This is a genomic window from Nocardia sp. NPDC127526, assembly GCF_042672265.1.
GTDB lineage: Bacteria > Actinomycetota > Actinomycetes > Mycobacteriales > Mycobacteriaceae > Nocardia.
Genome location: NZ_JBHXVO010000002.1, coordinates 615,778 through 631,867, shown reverse-complemented (window position 1 = coordinate 631,867; position 16,090 = coordinate 615,778). Strand labels below are relative to the sequence as shown.

Genomic DNA, 16,090 nt, shown 5'->3' with positions numbered 1-16,090 from the left:
CGAGGAGCGCCTACTTCGGCGTGGCGATGAGCAGGCGGTGCGGAATCGGCTTCTGGGGCAGGTCGCGGCGCTCGACGGTGCAGCCCGCGGCCTCCAGGGCATCGACCACTTCGGAGACCGGGCGCAGCGTGAAACCGTATGGGGTGAACGGCATTTTGGCCATGGCGTCCGGGTCGCCGATGCCGATGACCAGCCGGCCGCCGGGGCGGACCACGCGCACCAGTTCGGCCACGGCTGCGGGCAGATCCGGGACGAAGTAGATCGTATTGACCGTGATGGCGGCGTCCAGGCCGTCGTCGGGCAGTGGGAGCGAGGTCAGTGAACCCGCGGCGAGGCGTAGTCGGCCGGTGGCGATATCGCCGGGGAATCGCGACCGGGCCCGGGCCAGCATGTCCTGCGAGATCTCGATGCCGTGTACCGCGCCGTCGACGCCGACTCGGTTGAGCAGCAGCGGAAGGCCGGCGGCGCCGCCGAATCCGATATCGGCGGCGGTGGTGCCGGTGGTGAGGTCGGTGGCCTCGACCGCGGCTGTGATCGCGGCGAGATTGCCTCGGTTGAGTAGCAGCGCAACGCCTTTGCCGAGCAGGCCGTGTGGATTGCCGAGTTGGCCGGCGATGGTCGCGAGCAGGCGGTCGCGGACACTGGTCATGGCGGACATCGTAGCGCTGCCGGGGGCGGGGGTTTCACACTTGGGGGCGGGTGGCGGGATGGCTGTGGGGTGGTCAAAGCTGGTAGCTGGTAGGCGATTTCGCGTGTTTGGCGGGTGGTTGGAAGCTTGCTGGGATGCAGGGGCTAGCCCCCGCGCCCCCACAAGGGGCTCCGCCCCTTGGACCCCGAAGACTGTCGGGCGGCTGGCGGGAGGGCGGCTGGCGGGAGGGCGGACGGCGGGGAGGGCGGACGGCGGGAGGGCGGCTGCGCCGGGCGTGGATGGCGGGAGGGGTGAGCGCGGTTCGATGTGAATGCGACTGACCGGTACTTGGGTGGGCGAAATCGAACGCATGTCCTGATCGCTTGTCTCGCGCCCGCACCGCTCCGGAACGCCCGGAAACTCACGCCGCGGTGGTTTCGCCCGCGAGTGGGCGTTCCAGGGGGCGGAAAGGGCACTCCGGGGGGTGTTGCGAGGCCCCGACCTGCGGCGGAATCGGGCATTACTACGACTGTGCATCATGTGGCCCGGAGGTCGTTCAATCGGTCCGCGTGATGCGCGACACGCGGTGCGGAATCGCCCGACACGCCGATAAATCCGAGAAAGTTCCAGGTCGCGTGATTACAGCTCGGTCACGGTTTCTGCGGGTGCCCGCACAACTCCTGCGCCCACCCCTGCCGAACCCGAAAAAGCCCTGGTGGCAAGGATATTCGCGGTTGTGGCGAGCGGATCCGCACGCCCGGTCGAGCCCGGCCCGCAAGGATGTGCTTCCGGCCTGGTCGTGCCCGGAATCTTGCGCTGACCTGGGGGGTGGGTTCGCAATCGCCGGGCGGCGTGGGTACGGTCGCTGAGACCGCTGGGTTACCGGCGGGAGTAGATGCAATGAACGATGAGACGGAGGAACCGTGGCCCTTCCCCAGCTGACTGACGAGCAGCGCGCCGCTGCTTTGGAGAAGGCGGCTGCCGCTCGCCGCGCTCGGGCGGAGCTCAAGGAGCGCTTGAAGCGTGGCGGTACCGATCTGAAGACGGTCCTTGCCGATGCCGAGAAGGATGAAGTTCTCGGCAAGATGAAGGTGTCGGCTCTGCTCGAGGCTCTGCCGAAGGTGGGCAAGGTCAAGGCGGCCGAAATCATGAGCGAACTGGAGATCGCTCCCACTCGCCGCCTGCGCGGACTGGGCGACCGGCAGCGTAAGGCGCTGCTGGCCCGGTTCGACTTCAGCGCCGAATAATCCGAGGGTGGTCGAACACACTCGGAAGGGTCGACTGGTAGTACTGGTCGGCCCCTCGGCCGTCGGCAAGTCCACCGTCGTGCGCTGCGTGCGCGAACGGCTCCCCGAATTGGTTTTCAGTGTGTCGGCCACCACCCGGGCTCCGCGGCCCGGGGAGGTCGACGGACGCGACTACCGATTCGTGTCCCGAGAGGCATTCGACGCCATGATCGCGGCGGATGAGCTTCTCGAATGGGCCGATATCCACGGTGGGTTGCAACGGTCGGGAACCCCGGCCGCACCGGTCCGGGAGGCGCTCGCGTCCGGGCACCCGGTCTTGATCGAGGTGGACCTCGAGGGCGCGCGCTCGATCCGTAAGGCGATGCCGGAGGCCCTGCTGGTCTTCCTGGCCCCGCCAAGCTGGGACGAGCTGGTGTCGCGACTGCGGTCGCGGGGCACCGAATCGCCCGAAGTGATAGAGCGCAGGCTGCAAACCGCCAAGACGGAATTGGCGGCGTGTGACGAGTTCGACATCGTCATCGTGAACGACGAGGTGACCAGCGCCTGCGAGCGGTTGGTATCGTTGTTCGTTAGCACAAAATCGCGGTGAGCCCGTCCGGGTGAGCCGCGACCACCGGCTCCCCGCCTCTCTCGAGCGATCAGCAGGGGAGGGGGCCGGTTCCGATCCGTTCCGACGACAACCCCGCAGGAGCCTCTCTAGTGAGTACGGACATGAAGGCAGCCCCGGCATACGACACTCCGGTCGGCCTGACCAACCCGCCGATCGACGAGCTGCTGGAGCGCACCTCGTCCAAGTACGCGCTGGTCATCTACGCGGCCAAGCGGGCCCGGCAGATCAACGACTACTACAACCAGCTCGGCGACGGCATTCTCGAATACGTCGGCCCGCTGGTGGAGCCGGGTCTGCAGGAGAAGCCGCTGTCGGTGGCCATGCGCGAGATCCACGCCGACCTGCTGGAACACTCCGAAGGCGAGTAAGACCCCAGTAGGACAGCACTGACTACGGCGCTGGAGGCGTAGTGACGAACGAATTCACCCGGGGCATGCGGTGACCCGGGTCATCGTCGGTGTCGGCGGCGGAATCGCCGCGTACAAGAGTTGCGCCCTCGTGCGCCGGTTCACCGAGACCGGCCACGAGGTGCGCGTCATTCCCACCGAGTCGGCGCTGCAATTCGTCGGCAAGGCGACCTTCGAGGCGCTCAGCGGCAATCCGGTCAATACCGGTGTGTTCGCCGATGTGCCGGAGGTGCCGCACGTCCGCCTCGGACAAGAGGCCGACCTGGTGGTCATCGCCCCCGCGACCGCGGATCTCATGGCGCGCGCCGCCGCCGGCCGCGCGGACGATCTGCTCACCGCCACACTTCTGACCGCCCGATGTCCGGTGCTGTTCGCGCCCGCGATGCACACCGAGATGTGGGAGCATCCCGCCACCGTCGCCAATGTCGCGACGCTGCGCGCGCACGGGGCCATTGTCATGGAGCCCGCGCACGGCCGCCTGACCGGCGCCGACACCGGGCCCGGCCGGCTGCCGGAACCGGAGGAGATCTTCGGCCTGGCCATGCTGCTGCAGGAGCGCGCCGACGCGATTCCGCGCGATCTGGAGGGCCGCCGCGTCGTGGTGTCCGCCGGTGGCACGCGTGAACCGCTGGATCCGGTGCGCTTCCTCGGCAATCGCAGCTCCGGCAAGCAGGGCTACGCCCTGGCGCGGCTGGCCGCCCAGCGCGGCGCGCATGTCACGCTCATCGCGGGCAACACCATCGGCCTGGAGCCCCCGGCCGGCGTCGAGGTCGTGCACGTGACCACCGCCGAACAGCTGAAGGTCGCCGTGGACAAGCACGCGCTCGGCGCGGACGCGGTCATCATGGCCGCCGCGGTGGCCGATTTCCGGCCGGTGAACGTGGCCGCGGCGAAAATCAAAAAGGGTGCGGGCGAACCGAATTCGATTGAATTGTCCAAGACGCCCGATATTCTTGCCGGACTGGTGCAATCGCGCCGGGACGGTCTGCTCGCGGGTACCGCGATCGTCGGCTTCGCCGCCGAGACCGGTGACGAGCACGGCGATGTGCTCACCCACGCCAGAGCCAAACTGGCCCGCAAGGGCTGCGATCTGCTCGTTGTGAATGCCGTCGGCGAGGGCAAGGCCTTCGAGGTGGACCACAACGACGGTTGGCTACTCGGTGCCGACGGCACCGAGATCGCCTTGGATCACGGATCCAAGGCCCTGCTGGCGAGCCGGGTGCTGGACGCACTCGGTCCGCTGCTGCGCTGAGAGCCCTCGGCGTCCGTATCGCGCTGAGAGCCCTCGGCGCACCCGCCGCACTCGGCAGGCAACTGTCCGAGACGCGACCGCACCGTCATCAGGGTGCGGCGTGGCGGGAACACTCACGTGGCCCAAGCGGTCATAGGTTTGGAATAGTCTGAGACAAAGGGTTGTGCAGTGGCGCCGCGGCGCTACTGTCGCAGGCCGATACGAGAAACCCGTTCAGGGAGAGGGAACAACTGTGCGCACGTCTGGCAGCCGCCTATTCACCAGTGAGTCCGTGACCGAGGGTCATCCGGACAAGATCTGTGATGCCATCAGCGATTCCATCCTCGACGCGTTGCTCGCGGCCGATCCGCGCAGCCGCGTGGCGGTGGAGACCCTGGTGACCACCGGTCAGGTCCATGTGGCCGGCGAGGTCACCACCTCGGCCTACGCCGATATCCCGACCATTGTGCGCGAGAAGGTCCTGGAGATCGGATACGACTCGTCCGCAAAGGGTTTCGACGGCGCCTCCTGCGGCGTGAACGTCGCCATCGGCGCGCAGTCGCCGGATATCGCCCAGGGCGTGGACACCTCGCACGAGGCCCGCGTGGGCGGCGAGGACGACGAGATCGCGCGTCAGGGCGCGGGCGATCAGGGCCTGATGTTCGGCTACGCCACCGTGGAGACCCCGGAGCTCATGCCGCTGCCGATCTCGCTGGCGCACAAGCTTTCGCGTCGCCTGACCGAGGTCCGCAAGTCCGGTGTGCTGCCGTACCTGCGCCCGGACGGCAAGACCCAGGTCACCATCGAGTACGAGGGTGACAAGCCGGTGCGCCTGGACACGGTGGTCATCTCCACCCAGCACGCCGCCGATATCGATCTCGACAACCTGCTCACCCCGGACATCCGCGAGAAGGTCGTCGACTCGGTGCTGTCGGAGCTGGCGCTGCCGAACCCGTTGGACACCTCCAACATTCGCCTGCTGGTCAACCCGACGGGCAAGTTCGTGCTCGGCGGCCCCATGGGTGACGCGGGCCTGACCGGCCGCAAGATCATCGTCGACACCTACGGCGGCATGGCCCGCCACGGCGGCGGCGCCTTCTCCGGCAAGGATCCGTCGAAGGTGGACCGCTCGGCCGCCTACGCCATGCGCTGGGTCGCCAAGAACGTCGTCGCGGCCGGCCTGTCCGAGCGCGTCGAGGTCCAGGTCGCCTACGCCATCGGCAAGGCCGCCCCGGTCGGCCTGTTCGTGGAGACCTTCGGCACCGAGCAGATCGATCCCGTCAAGATCTCCGCCGCCATCGGCGAGGTCTTCGACCTGCGTCCCGGCGCCATCATCCGCGACCTGGATCTGCTGCGCCCGATCTACGGCCCCACCGCCGCGTACGGCCACTTCGGCCGCACCGACGTGGACCTGCCCTGGGAGCGCGCCGACCGCGCGGACAAGCTGCGCGCGGCCGCCGGTCTGTAATTGGCCCACACGGAACCAGCAGCGGCGAGCCACCCCATCGCGCGGGTGCTCCCGCTGCTGGAACCGGCCCACCTCGACCGGGACTTCGACTACCTCGTCCCACCCGAGATGAACTCCGACGCCCAACCCGGCGTCCGCGTCCGCGTCCGCTTCTCCGGCCGCCTCGTCGACGGCTACCTCCTCGAACGCCTCGAAACCACCCCCCACACGGGCAAACTCATGCCCCTGGACCGCGTGGTCTCCCCCGAACGCGTCCTCACCCCCGAAATCCTCCGCCTCATAACGGCAGTCGCGTCCCGCTACGCCGGCACCCGCGCCGACGTCCTCCGCCTGGCCATCCCACCCCGCCACGCCAAGGTCGAATCCGAGGGCCGGCCCAAACCGCCCGCAAAGCCGAAGTCCCGCCGCAAGAAGCCCACCGGGAACACCGAGATCCAGGCCGTACCCCCGACCCCCGCCTCCGATCCGCTTGCACCAGAAGATCCTTCGCCTGCGAGCTCGGCGGCCACCGCGCCCGATCCAGCGGACGCTCCGTCACATGACACGCCCGCAGTCGGGTCCGGCATTGCCGCGGAGCGCGTTTCGCCCGAGAGCATCGGTTCGGAAGAAGCCGGCGGTGCTGCCGCGACCGCAGCGCAGGTCCCCGCGTCCACCGAAGATCATGCGCCAAGGGATGATTCCGTGGCGCATGAACCGGCGGCCGGCAGCGATGTGGATGCGCGGCCGCTCGCCCACTCGGGTGACGGCGGCGCAGCACCGACCGAGGGCAATACCCGCGATGGTGCAACCGAAGGCGCGGCCGAACGTCTTCTCCGCGCGAATCTCGCCCGCGAGTCCGATGTCGTCGCTGGTGATGTCCGAGGCGCTGTTGCGGGCACAACCGACTCGGCGGATATGCGGCAGCGGGCAGCCGAGGCCGGGCTTGTCGTCGACGTGACTGCGACCGGCCGGGTGACTGCGACACCCGCGTCCGACATGCCTCTGACAGGAGAGAATCCAGCAAGTCCGGCGGTGGTGTCGGCCGCAACGGACCGGTCGCCTGACGGGACGGCGGACGGTCGAGGCAGCGGTGCGGACGGCGACGAACTGGGCGGAGCCGACGCTGCGGGCGGTGGTGGGGCGCCGGCCGGAGCCTCGGAAACGCCCGACTCCGAGGTGGCGGTCTCGAACGCGCGGCCGGAGGACTTTCCGGCTTGGGGGCGGTATGTGCACGGGATGTCGTTCCTGGGTGCGCTGGCGGCGGGGAGGGGGCCGCGGGCGGCGTGGCAGGCGTTGCCGGGGGAGGATTGGGCGCGGCGGCTCGCGGAGATGGCGGCGGTTGTCGCCGAAGGTGGGCGTAGTGCGGTGTTGATGGTGCCGGATCAGCGGGATTTGGATCGGGTGTTGGGGGAATGCGTTGCGCTGGTGGGGGAGTCGGCGGTGGGGCTGGCGGCGGGGCTGGGGCCTTCGGCGCGGTATCGGCGGTGGCTGGCGGCTTTGCGGGGGACCGCGCGGGTGGTGATCGGGACGCGGAGTTCGGTGTTCGCGCCGGTGAAAGATCTTGGGCTGATCGCGATTTGGGATGACGGGGACGACACGTACGCCGAGCCGCGGGCGCCGTATCCGCATGCGCGCGAGGTGGCGATGCTCCGGGCCCATGAGACGGGGGCGGCCTTCGTGGCGGGCGGATTCGCGCGGACGGCGGAGGTGCAGGCGATCGTCGAATCCGGGTGGGCGCATGATCTGCTCGCCGATCGCGCCGATCTGCGCGCGGCCATGCCTCGGATCAAGGCGCCGGGGGACACCGATGTGGCGCTGGAACGGGATCCGATCGCGAAGGCGGTGCGGATTCCAGGTGAGGCGTTCATGGCCGCCAAACGCGCGCTGGCCGAGGGCGCTCCGGTTCTCGTGCAGGTGCCGCGACGCGGGTACATTCCCGCACTGTCGTGCGCGAAATGCCGGACGCCCGCGCGCTGCCGGCACTGCAATGGTCCATTGGCGTTGCCGGACAACGGGTCCAAGACCGGATCAGCCACTTCGCCCGGTGGGAACGGCGCGCGGGCCGGTGGGGACGGAGCGCGGCGTTCGGCCCAGGAGGTCGGCGTGGCCGCGAGTGTGGCCCGGGGCGGGGCGGAGGTCGCGCACAGCCCGACCTGCCGGTGGTGTGGAAAGACCGAGCCCGCCTTCCGCTGTGGGGCGTGCGGGTCGCGGGCGCTGCGGGCGGTCGTGATCGGTGCGGCGCGCACCGCCGAGGAATTGGGGCGGGCCTTCCCCGGGGTGCCGGTGCGCGGATCCGGGGGCGGGAACGTGCTGAGCGAGGTGCCGCCCGGGCCGCAGGTGGTGGTGGCGACCATTGGGGCCGAGCCGACGGTGCCCGGTGGGTACGGCGTCGCGCTGCTGCTCGACGGCTGGGCACTGCTGGGGCGCGCTGATCTGCGGGCGGCCGAGGACACGTTGCGGCGCTGGATGTCCGCGACCGCCCTGGTCCGTCCCAAGGGGCAGGCCCTCGTCATGGCCGAACCCACGCTGCCCACCGTGCAGGCGCTGTTGCGCTGGGATCCGGTGTGGCACGCGCAAATCGAGCTGTCCGGACGCACCGAGGTGCGCTTCCCGCCCGCCGTGCGACTGGCCGCCATCGACGGCACCACCGACTCCATCGCCGAATTGCTCACCGAGGCAAAGCTTCCCGACTTCGTCGAGGTGCTCGGACCGGTCCCCTTGCCGTTCGGTGCGCGAAAGCCGTTCAGCGGCGGGGATTCTCCGGCCGAGGTGGAACGCATGATCCTGCGCGTCGACCGATCGGCGGGCTCCGCTCTGGCCCGTGCGTTGACCGCCGCGCAGGCGGTGCGCAGCACGCACAAGTCCGACGACCCGTTGCGGGTCCAGATCGATCCGATCGATATCGGCTGATCCGCGGCCACCGGCGGCGGCGTTAGGCTGGTGGGAATAGCGCTGTTATTCAGGCAGGAGGCCCTGCGATGGGCAATCGCTATCTCGAGGGCGGTTTCGCCCCGATCCAGCACGAATACACTCTCACCGAATTATCGGTCACCGGAACGATTCCCGATCACCTCGACGGCCGTTACCTCCGCAATGGCCCGAATCCCATCGGCGAGATCGACCCGAATCTCTATCACTGGTTCACCGGCGACGGCATGGTGCACGGCATCCGGCTGCGCGACGGCCTGGCGGAGTGGTACCGCAACCGCTGGGTGCGCGGTCCCATGACCTCGGCCGCGCTTGGTGAGACGCCGGTGGTCGACCCGGGCGACGGGTTCGGAATCGGCGCGAACACGAACGTGATCGGACACGGCGGGCGCACTCTCGCCCTCGTGGAAGGCGGCGCGGCCAACTACGAGCTGTCCGAGGACCTCGACACCGTCGGCGTCTGCGATTTCGACGGCACCCTGAGCGGCGGCTACACCGCACACCCCAAACGCGATCCCGAAACCGGTGAACTGCACGCGGTGTCGTACGCGTTCCGGAACCCGAAGTCGGTGCAATACTCGGTGATCGGGGTCGACGGGCGCGCCCGGCGCACGGTGGATATCGAGGTCGGCGGATCGCCAATGATGCACGACTTCTCGCTCACCGAGAAGTACGTGGTGCTCTACGACCTGCCGGTCACCTTCGATGTGCGCCGGGTGGCCGAAATGGCGGTGCCGCGCTGGATGCGGCTGCCCGCCCGGCTGCTGCTGTCGGCTCTCCTGGGCCGCGTGCGCATCCCCAGCCCGCCCCGTCCGGCCGCGCCGCCCCGCGACCGGCGGCTGCCCTACAGCTGGAATCCGGAGTACCAGGCCCGCATCGGGGTCATGCCGCGCGTGGGAACGACGGCGTCGGTGCGCTGGTTCGAGATCGAACCCTGCTATGTGTTCCATCCCATGAACGCCTACGACGACGGCGACACCATCGTCCTCGACGTGGTCCGATATCCGAAGATGTTCGATACCAGCCAATTCGGCCCCGAGGAGGGCGCACCCGCCCTGGATCGCTGGGAGATCGATCTCACCGCGGGCAAGGTCCGCCAGTCCCGGTTCGACGATCGCGCCCAGGAATTCCCGCGCATCGACGAGCGCCTGATCGGCAAGCGGCACCGCTTCGGATACGTGCCCGCCGCCGGTCCCGGTTTGAATGGCGAATCCACGCTGTACAAACACGATCTGGTCAACTCGACGACCGTCTCCCGGTCGTTCGGCGCGGGAAAACAGTTGGGCGAGTTCGTCTTCGAGCCCGCCGCAGCCGATGCCGCCGAAGACGAGGGCGTACTCATGGGCTTCGTCTACGACGCCGAAACCGATCGCAGCGACCTCGCCATCCTGGATGCCGGAACCCTCGACACGGTCGCAAGCATTCACCTGCCGCACCGGGTACCCGCTGGCTTCCACGGCAACTGGGTCCCGGCGACGTAGGCGGGCAATTCAGCGGAAGGCGGCGATATTGCGCTCGGCCCACGCGGCGAACGGGCGGGGTGCACGCCTCAGCACCTGCTCGACATCGGGGCTGACGCGCACCTCGTCCTCGGTGGGGTGGCCGAGAATGGCGAGGGTGGTGTCCACGACGGCGGGCGGCATGAACTTCAGCATCTGCTCCTGCGCCTCCTCGGGCGTCTGCTCGAGGAATTGCACCGTGTCCCCGAGGATTTCGGAGAGGACCCGGACTCGATCCCGGGGCGTCTCGGCGACCGGCCCGGTGAGGGTGTAGATGCGCCCGGCGTGGCCGTCCTCGCGCAGCGCGGCGGCGGCCATGGCGGCGATGTCCTCCGGGTCCACGAATGGAATCCCTACGTCACCGAAGGGCGCGGCGACGGTCCGTTCGCTGCGCACCTGCTCGGCCCAGGCGAACATATTGGACTGGAAACCGCCGGGCCGCAGGATCGTCCATTCCAATCCGGACTCCTGCACAGCGACCTCGACCGCCTTCCCGAGCTGCCCGTGCGAGGCGCTCTCCGGCCGGGTGGCCACGCCCTGGGATGACTGCAGCACGACGCGGCCCACGCCGGCCTCGGCGGCGGCCGCGAGAATGCCCGGCACATCCGCTTCGAAGGACCCTTGGGCGAACAGCAGGTACAGCTGCTTCGCTCCCTCGAGTGCCGGCGCCAGGCTCTGCACGTCGGTCAGGTCGGCGGTCACCTGCCGCACGCCCTCGGGCAGGTCCGCGGCGGCCCGCCGGGACACCGCCGTCACCTGTTCGCCCGCCTCGGCGAGCATCCGCACCAGTGCGCTGCCGACGTTTCCGGTCGCTCCGGTCACCACGATCATGTGTCTCACTCCTGAGTTAGTTGGCTGACTAACAACGAACCGTAGGCCATGGCCGCGTGATTGTCTATAGTCAGTTGGGTGACTAACTCAGTGACTCGGGCGGGGGGTCCGCGCGGCGGCAAGCGGGAGCGGCTGGCCGCGGCGGCGGCGCAGGTCTTCTACGAGCGGGGCGTGGAGAAGACGACCATCGCCGATATCGCCCGCGTCGCCGAGGTGCCCGTGGGCAATGTCTACTACTACTTCAAGACCAAGGATCAGCTGATCCAGGCGGCCATCGGCGCGCACGACCGGACCATGCGCGAGGTCATCGCGATCCTGGAACAGGATGAGGATCCGGCCGAACGGCTCAAGGGCCTGGTGCGAGGCTGGATCGAGCAACGGGATCTGGCAGCCGAATACGGTTGCCCGTCAGGCACTCTCGCCACCGAGCTGGACAAGCGCGCCGACGGGCTCGATCAGGAACTGGCCGCGGTCATGCGCGGGCTGCTCGACTGGATCGAGACGCAGTTCCGCACCATGGGTCGCGACGACGCGCGGGAGCTGGCGGTGGCCCTGCTCGCCGCGTATCAGGGGATCTCGCTGCTCACCAACACCTTTCGGGATCCGGCCATGATGGAAGCGGAGGGCCGCCGATTGGAGCGGTGGATCGATTCCCTTCAGCTGTAAGCGGATTGCGCCGGACGCACACTCCAGCGGCCGTCGGCGCGCACGATGCGGACCGGGTGTTCGAAGCAGGCGCTGATGTGCTCGGTGGTGACGACCTCGTCCACCGGCCCGGCCGCGACCACGTGCCCGCCGCGCAGTAGCAATGCGTGCGTGGTGCCGGGCGGCAGTTCCTCCAAATGGTGTGTGACCAGGACGGATGCCAGGTCAGGGTGAGCGCGCTGCAACCGGTCGACGCGGTCGAGAAGTTGTTCGCGCCCGGCCAGATCCAGGCCGGTGGCGGGCTCGTCGAGCAGCAGCAGACGCGGGCTGGGCATGAGCGCGCGGGCAATGAGCGCGCGACCGCGTTCGCCCTGGGACAGGATCGGCCACGGTGCGTCGTGTCGATGGGACAGACCGAGCAGATCGATCAGGCGATCGGCGTCGGCGAGCTGCTGGGCCGCTGGCTCCCAACGCGGCACCAGCGCAGCGGTATTCGTGATCCCGGTCAGCACGAACTCGTGCACCGACAGGGGAGTGGGCGGGGTGTGGCGCGGGTCCACATGACCGATGGCGGTGCGCAGCGCACGCATGTCCACCGTGCCGAGCCGGTGCCCGAGAACCGATACCGTACCGCGCGTGGGGTGTTCGAATGCGCCGAGCATGCGCAGCAAGGTGGTCTTGCCCGCGCCATTGGGCCCGAGCAGCGCCCAATGCTCGCCCGGGCGCACGATGAGCGAAACCCCTTGCAGGATCGGGTTTCCCTCGCGCACGAAATCGACCGCATCGACCTGGAGCACCGGTGAGTCCGTCATGTCCACACCCTAGCAAACTCCTCAGACAAGTTGAGGTGTGCGGTCGCCGGCCGGATAGCCGGCGGTGCGCTGTGTAGGGTGGCGACATGGCGATCGAGGCAGTGCTTTTCGATTTTTCCGGCACCCTGTTCCGACTCGAGGAAGCGCAGTTCCGGGAGGTCGAGCTCACCGACAACGACGGCCGCCCGCTCGACACCCACGAGGTCACCGAGATCATGCGGCGCATGACCGCCCCGGTCGGGCAACTCGTCGAATTCGACGAGGCCGGCCAATATGCTTGGGAGAATCGGGATCTCGATCCGGCACTGCATCGCACCGCTTATCTCCAGGTGCTGGAGCGCTCCGGCGTACCCGACGTTCCCGCCAAGCAGCTCTACGAGCGGTTGCTCGATCCCATGGCGTGGACGCCCTACCCGGATACCGGCGAGGTGCTGCGCGCGCTGTACGAGAACGGCCTGGCCGTCGCCGTCGTCAGCAATATCGCCTTCGACCTGCGCCCGGCGCTCACCGGCCGCGGATGGGATCGATATATCGGCGATTTCGCCCTGTCCTTCGAGGTGGGCGCCATGAAGCCCGATGAGCGCATCTTCCGCTCCGCGCTGGAACGCCTCGGCATCGCGCCCGAGAACGCCCTCATGGTGGGCGACAGCCTCGAAGCCGACGGCGGCGCAACGGTTCTCGGCTGCGAGTTCGCCCTGGTGGATCCGCTGCCCACCGTGGATCGGCCCTCCGCCCTGGCCGAGGCCGTCCGCTCCCGCGGCCTCATGGACGGCCGCCTCTAAAGCACCAGGCCAGTCGGTTTGTGTCCTGCTTCACCCTTGTCTTGGATAGATTGTCGATATATCGTCGATACTGTCAAGAACAACGACAAGCCTGAGGAGGCACACCATGGAACCCATGGACATGAACAAGGAACGGGGCCGCGGCCCCTGGCGGCGACTGCGCGCCGAAGAGCAGCAGGGCCCCGAACATCCGCGATACCGCCGCGGCCCGCGCGGTGAGCGCGGCGGCCGTGAGCACGGCCCGCACCGCCACGGTCACGGCCGCGGCTTCGGCCCGGACTTCGGTCCCGGCGGCTTCGGACCCGGTTTCGGTCCCGGCCCGCACTTCGGCCGCGGACGCGGTCGCGGCGGCCGTGGCCGGCGCGGCGACGTGCGCGCGGCGATCCTGCTGCTGTTGCAGGAGAAGCCCATGCACGGCTACGAGCTCATCCAGCAGATCCGCGAGCGCAGCCAGGACGTCTGGCGGCCCAGCCCCGGCTCCATCTACCCCGCCCTCGCACAGCTCGAGGACGAGGGCCTGGTGCTGATCGAGAAGGTGTCCGGTCGCAAGACCGCCAAGCTCACCGAGGCCGGCACGGCCTATGTCGAGGAGCATCGCACCGATCTGGGCGATCCCTGGCAGGACGTGAAGGACGGCGTCGGCGATCAAGCGCTGGATCTTCGCGGACTGGTCGGCCAGCTCATGGGTGCGGTCGCCCAGGTCGCTTCCGTCGGCACTCCGGCGCAGGCGGAGAAGGCGGCCGAGGTGCTCACCGAGGCGCGCCGGTCGCTTTACCGGATCCTTGCCGAAGACGACACACCCCAAAAGTAATGTCGTCGAATTGCCAACTCCGAATAGGGATTTCTGGCACATCTGCGCCATCATTTGGTTATGGGAATTGGGAGGTGGTCGGCGCTGCGACGCCGGATCACATCGGCGGGGGTCGTCGTACTGGGAGTCATGATGGGCGCGGGGGCCGCGCCCATCGGATCGGGCATTGCCACGGCTGATCCGGCCGGGTCGGTCGTGGTGCCCACCCAGTGGGGGCCGCAGCAGACCGATCATCTGACGGCCGCGCGGTATCTGAAGCAGTACCCGAACGCGGCGCCGCAGGGCGTCAACGACTTCGGATGCAAGCCGAGCGCGGAGCATCCGCGCCCGGTGGTGCTGGCGCACGGCACAGACTCCTCGGCCTACTCCGACTATTCCGTCATCGGCGCACAACTCGTGCAGGCCGGCTTCTGCGTTTTCGCGCCGAACTACGGCGGCAAGGCGGGCGCCAAGAGCTACGGCACCGAGGATGTGTTCCAAAGTTCCGCGCAGATCGGCGCTTTCACCGATCAGGTGCTGGCCGCGACCGGCGCCGCGCAGGTGGATATGGTCGGCTTCTCCCAGGGCGCCAGCGTGACTCGCTACTGGATCAACCAGCTCGGCGGCGCGTCCAAGGTCGGCCAGTGGGTGGGCATCGCCTCGCCCAGCTACGGCGGCGTCATGTACGGCCTGGTGACGGTCGCCGACACGGTGCCGATCGTCTACGACCTCGTCGCCCTGGGCAGCTCCACCGCCGCGGTGCAGCAGGCCGCCGGATCGCCGTTCATCACCGCCCTCAACGCCGGTGGCGACACCGTGCCCGGCGTGCGGTACACCACCATCGGCAGCCGGGTCGACGAGATGATCCAGCCGCGCGAGAACATCGCCCTCAAGGGTGCGGGCGCCACCAATCTGGTGCTGCAGGACCTGTGCGCCGACAATCTGACCGGGCACTTCCATATGGTCTACGACCCCTACGTGCAGCAGCTCGTGCTCAATACCCTCGATCCCGCCCACGCCCGGCAGCCGACGTGCGCGCCGGTGGCGTTCGGGACGGGCATCAGGGAAGTGGTCCTCGCCTCGCATTCCTAACGTGACCGACCGCACCGCAGCCACCGAAAATGATCAACGAAACATATCCTCACCTGCGATTTCAAGCAGGTTTTCACGGCTAGGCTCGCTGCTGTGCAGTGGAATGGAGGACGGTCCCGACAGGCGTTGATCGCTATCGCGATAGGTGCGGCCGCCGCGGCGCCCGTGTTGTCGGGGGTGTCCGCGGCCGGTCCCGCCACCGGTTCGGTAATGGCGACACCTCGCTATCCCGGGCCGCCGCAGCCGGATCATCTCGGTGCGAAACGCTTCCTGGAAGAACATCCCGACGCCGTCCCGATGGGTGTCAATGATTTCGGCTGCCGGCCCGGCGCCGACCATCCCCGGCCGGTGATCCTGGCGCACGGGACCGATTCGACGGCGTACTCCGATTACTCGGTCATCGGGCCGCAGCTGGTGGCGGCCGGGTTCTGCGTCTTCGCGGTGAACTACGGGGGAAAGCCCGGTGACGACACCTACGGCACCCAGGACATTTGGACGAGTTCCGCCCAGATCGGCGTCTTCGTCGAGCAGGTGCTCGCCGCGACCGGGGCCGCGCAGGTGGACCTGGTCGGATTTTCCCAGGGCGCCAACGTGACTCGCTACTACATCAACAAACTCGGCGGTGCGCCCAAGGTCGGCCAGTGGGTGGGCATCGCCTCGCCCAGCTACGGCGGCGTGCTGTACGGGCTGGTCCCGGTCGCCGAGGAGCATCCGATCATCTTCGATATCGCCGAGCTGGTGTCCTCGGTGGCGGCGGTGCAGCAGGCGGCCGGATCACCGTTCATGCTCGCCCTCAATGCCGGCGGCGACACCGTGCCCGGTGTGCGATACACCACCATCGGCAGCCGGGTGGATGAAATGATCCAGCCGTTCGACAATATCGCGCTGCGGGGTCCCGGGGCCGTCAACCTGGTGCTGCAGGACCTGTGCCCGATCAATCTGACCGGGCATTTTCATATGGTTTACGACCGCTTGGTCCAGCAGGTGGTGCTCAATACCCTCGATCCCGCGCATGCCCGCCGGCCGGTCTGCGAGTACGTGCCACTGGGCGCCGGCATTGCCGAAACGCTGGAAGCGGGGCAATCGGAATCGGCGGACCTCGGCTCGTCCGTAAAATGAGACGACCGTATCTTCGTTAGCT

The 16,090-nt window shown here is 68.6% G+C and carries 15 protein-coding genes; 12 read left to right on the top strand and 3 right to left on the bottom strand.

Annotated features, from left to right (window positions below):
• Positions 1–10: 10 nt before the first annotated feature.
• Positions 11–649, bottom strand: coding sequence for a class I SAM-dependent methyltransferase (locus ACFVIV_RS06055; protein WP_379193664.1), 639 nt, complete (start codon positions 647–649; stop codon positions 11–13).
• Between the two features lie 902 nt (positions 650–1,551).
• On the opposite strand from ACFVIV_RS06055, the gene mihF reads away from it, so the two are divergent.
• From mihF to ACFVIV_RS06020, 7 genes are all read left to right on the top strand, one after another.
• Positions 1,552–1,875 carry an integration host factor, actinobacterial type gene (gene mihF, locus ACFVIV_RS06050; protein ID WP_033086940.1) on the top strand — a complete coding sequence of 108 codons (324 nt, stop codon included), beginning with the start codon at positions 1,552–1,554 and terminating at the stop codon, positions 1,873–1,875.
• 7 nt (positions 1,876–1,882) lie between these two features.
• Positions 1,883–2,464 (top strand): guanylate kinase, encoded by a 582-nt coding sequence (gene gmk, locus ACFVIV_RS06045; protein ID WP_379193663.1) that lies wholly within the window; start codon positions 1,883–1,885, stop codon positions 2,462–2,464.
• 122 nt (positions 2,465–2,586) lie between these two features.
• Complete coding sequence (rpoZ, locus tag ACFVIV_RS06040) at positions 2,587–2,853, top strand: DNA-directed RNA polymerase subunit omega (RefSeq protein ID WP_029924434.1); 267 nt, start codon at positions 2,587–2,589, stop codon at positions 2,851–2,853.
• Positions 2,854–2,923: 70 nt separating this feature from the next.
• The gene (gene coaBC / locus ACFVIV_RS06035) at positions 2,924–4,144 is read left to right on the top strand and encodes a bifunctional phosphopantothenoylcysteine decarboxylase/phosphopantothenate--cysteine ligase CoaBC (protein ID WP_379193662.1); all 1,221 of its coding nucleotides are present in this window, start codon (positions 2,924–2,926) and stop codon (positions 4,142–4,144) included.
• 232 nt (positions 4,145–4,376) lie between these two features.
• A complete protein-coding gene (metK, locus tag ACFVIV_RS06030) occupies positions 4,377–5,591 on the top strand; it encodes a methionine adenosyltransferase (RefSeq protein ID WP_379193661.1) in 1,215 nt (404 codons plus the stop codon).
• The gene (locus ACFVIV_RS06025; RefSeq protein WP_379193660.1) at positions 5,592–8,480 is read left to right on the top strand and encodes a hypothetical protein; all 2,889 of its coding nucleotides are present in this window, start codon (positions 5,592–5,594) and stop codon (positions 8,478–8,480) included.
• A gap of 68 nt (positions 8,481–8,548) precedes the next feature.
• Positions 8,549–9,979, top strand: coding sequence for a carotenoid oxygenase family protein (locus ACFVIV_RS06020; protein ID WP_379193659.1), 1,431 nt, complete (start codon positions 8,549–8,551; stop codon positions 9,977–9,979).
• A 9-nt stretch (positions 9,980–9,988) separates the two neighbouring features.
• On the opposite strand, the gene ACFVIV_RS06015 is transcribed toward ACFVIV_RS06020, so the two are convergent.
• Positions 9,989–10,828 carry an NAD(P)H-binding protein gene (locus ACFVIV_RS06015; RefSeq protein ID WP_379193658.1) on the bottom strand — a complete coding sequence of 280 codons (840 nt, stop codon included), beginning with the start codon at positions 10,826–10,828 and terminating at the stop codon, positions 9,989–9,991.
• 78 nt (positions 10,829–10,906) lie between these two features.
• Between ACFVIV_RS06015 and ACFVIV_RS06010 the strand changes: the two genes are divergently transcribed.
• Positions 10,907–11,494 (top strand): TetR/AcrR family transcriptional regulator, encoded by a 588-nt coding sequence (locus ACFVIV_RS06010; protein WP_379193657.1) that lies wholly within the window; start codon positions 10,907–10,909, stop codon positions 11,492–11,494.
• Here the strand turns inward: ACFVIV_RS06010 and ACFVIV_RS06005 are convergent.
• Entirely contained in the window at positions 11,485–12,285 is an 801-nt protein-coding gene (locus ACFVIV_RS06005) for an ABC transporter ATP-binding protein (RefSeq protein WP_379193656.1), read from the bottom strand. The two genes, ACFVIV_RS06010 and ACFVIV_RS06005, sit on opposite strands and share 10 nt — an antisense overlap.
• Before the next feature lie 86 nt (positions 12,286–12,371).
• Here ACFVIV_RS06005 and ACFVIV_RS06000 point away from each other — a divergent pair, with 86 nt between their 5' ends.
• The 4 genes from ACFVIV_RS06000 (at position 12,372) to ACFVIV_RS05985 (ending at position 16,068) form a co-directional block, all read left to right on the top strand.
• Complete coding sequence (locus tag ACFVIV_RS06000) at positions 12,372–13,067, top strand: HAD family hydrolase (protein ID WP_379193655.1); 696 nt, start codon at positions 12,372–12,374, stop codon at positions 13,065–13,067.
• Between the two features lie 115 nt (positions 13,068–13,182).
• Positions 13,183–13,878 carry a PadR family transcriptional regulator gene (locus ACFVIV_RS05995; RefSeq protein ID WP_379193702.1) on the top strand — a complete coding sequence of 232 codons (696 nt, stop codon included), beginning with the start codon at positions 13,183–13,185 and terminating at the stop codon, positions 13,876–13,878.
• A gap of 60 nt (positions 13,879–13,938) precedes the next feature.
• Entirely contained in the window at positions 13,939–14,949 is a 1,011-nt protein-coding gene (locus ACFVIV_RS05990; protein ID WP_379193654.1) for a lipase family alpha/beta hydrolase, read from the top strand.
• Positions 14,950–15,159: 210 nt separating this feature from the next.
• Positions 15,160–16,068: a lipase family alpha/beta hydrolase gene (locus ACFVIV_RS05985; protein ID WP_379193653.1), complete on the top strand. Its 909-nt coding sequence runs from the start codon at positions 15,160–15,162 to the stop codon at positions 16,066–16,068.
• The last annotated feature ends 22 nt before the right edge of the window (positions 16,069–16,090 follow it).

Coding starts and splice junctions, on each gene's coding strand:
- ACFVIV_RS06020 (WP_379193659.1), top strand. CDS start 8,549: ATGGGCAATCGCTATCTCGAGGGCGGTTTCGCCCCGATCCAGCACGAA.
- ACFVIV_RS06055 (WP_379193664.1), bottom strand. CDS start 649: ATGACCAGTGTCCGCGACCGCCTGCTCGCGACCATCGCCGGCCAACTC.
- ACFVIV_RS05985 (WP_379193653.1), top strand. CDS start 15,160: ATGGCGACACCTCGCTATCCCGGGCCGCCGCAGCCGGATCATCTCGGT.
- ACFVIV_RS06015 (WP_379193658.1), bottom strand. CDS start 10,828: ATGATCGTGGTGACCGGAGCGACCGGAAACGTCGGCAGCGCACTGGTG.
- rpoZ (WP_029924434.1), top strand. CDS start 2,587: ATGAAGGCAGCCCCGGCATACGACACTCCGGTCGGCCTGACCAACCCG.
- ACFVIV_RS06005 (WP_379193656.1), bottom strand. CDS start 12,285: ATGACGGACTCACCGGTGCTCCAGGTCGATGCGGTCGATTTCGTGCGC.
- ACFVIV_RS06000 (WP_379193655.1), top strand. CDS start 12,372: ATGGCGATCGAGGCAGTGCTTTTCGATTTTTCCGGCACCCTGTTCCGA.
- ACFVIV_RS05995 (WP_379193702.1), top strand. CDS start 13,183: ATGGACATGAACAAGGAACGGGGCCGCGGCCCCTGGCGGCGACTGCGC.
- ACFVIV_RS05990 (WP_379193654.1), top strand. CDS start 13,939: ATGGGAATTGGGAGGTGGTCGGCGCTGCGACGCCGGATCACATCGGCG.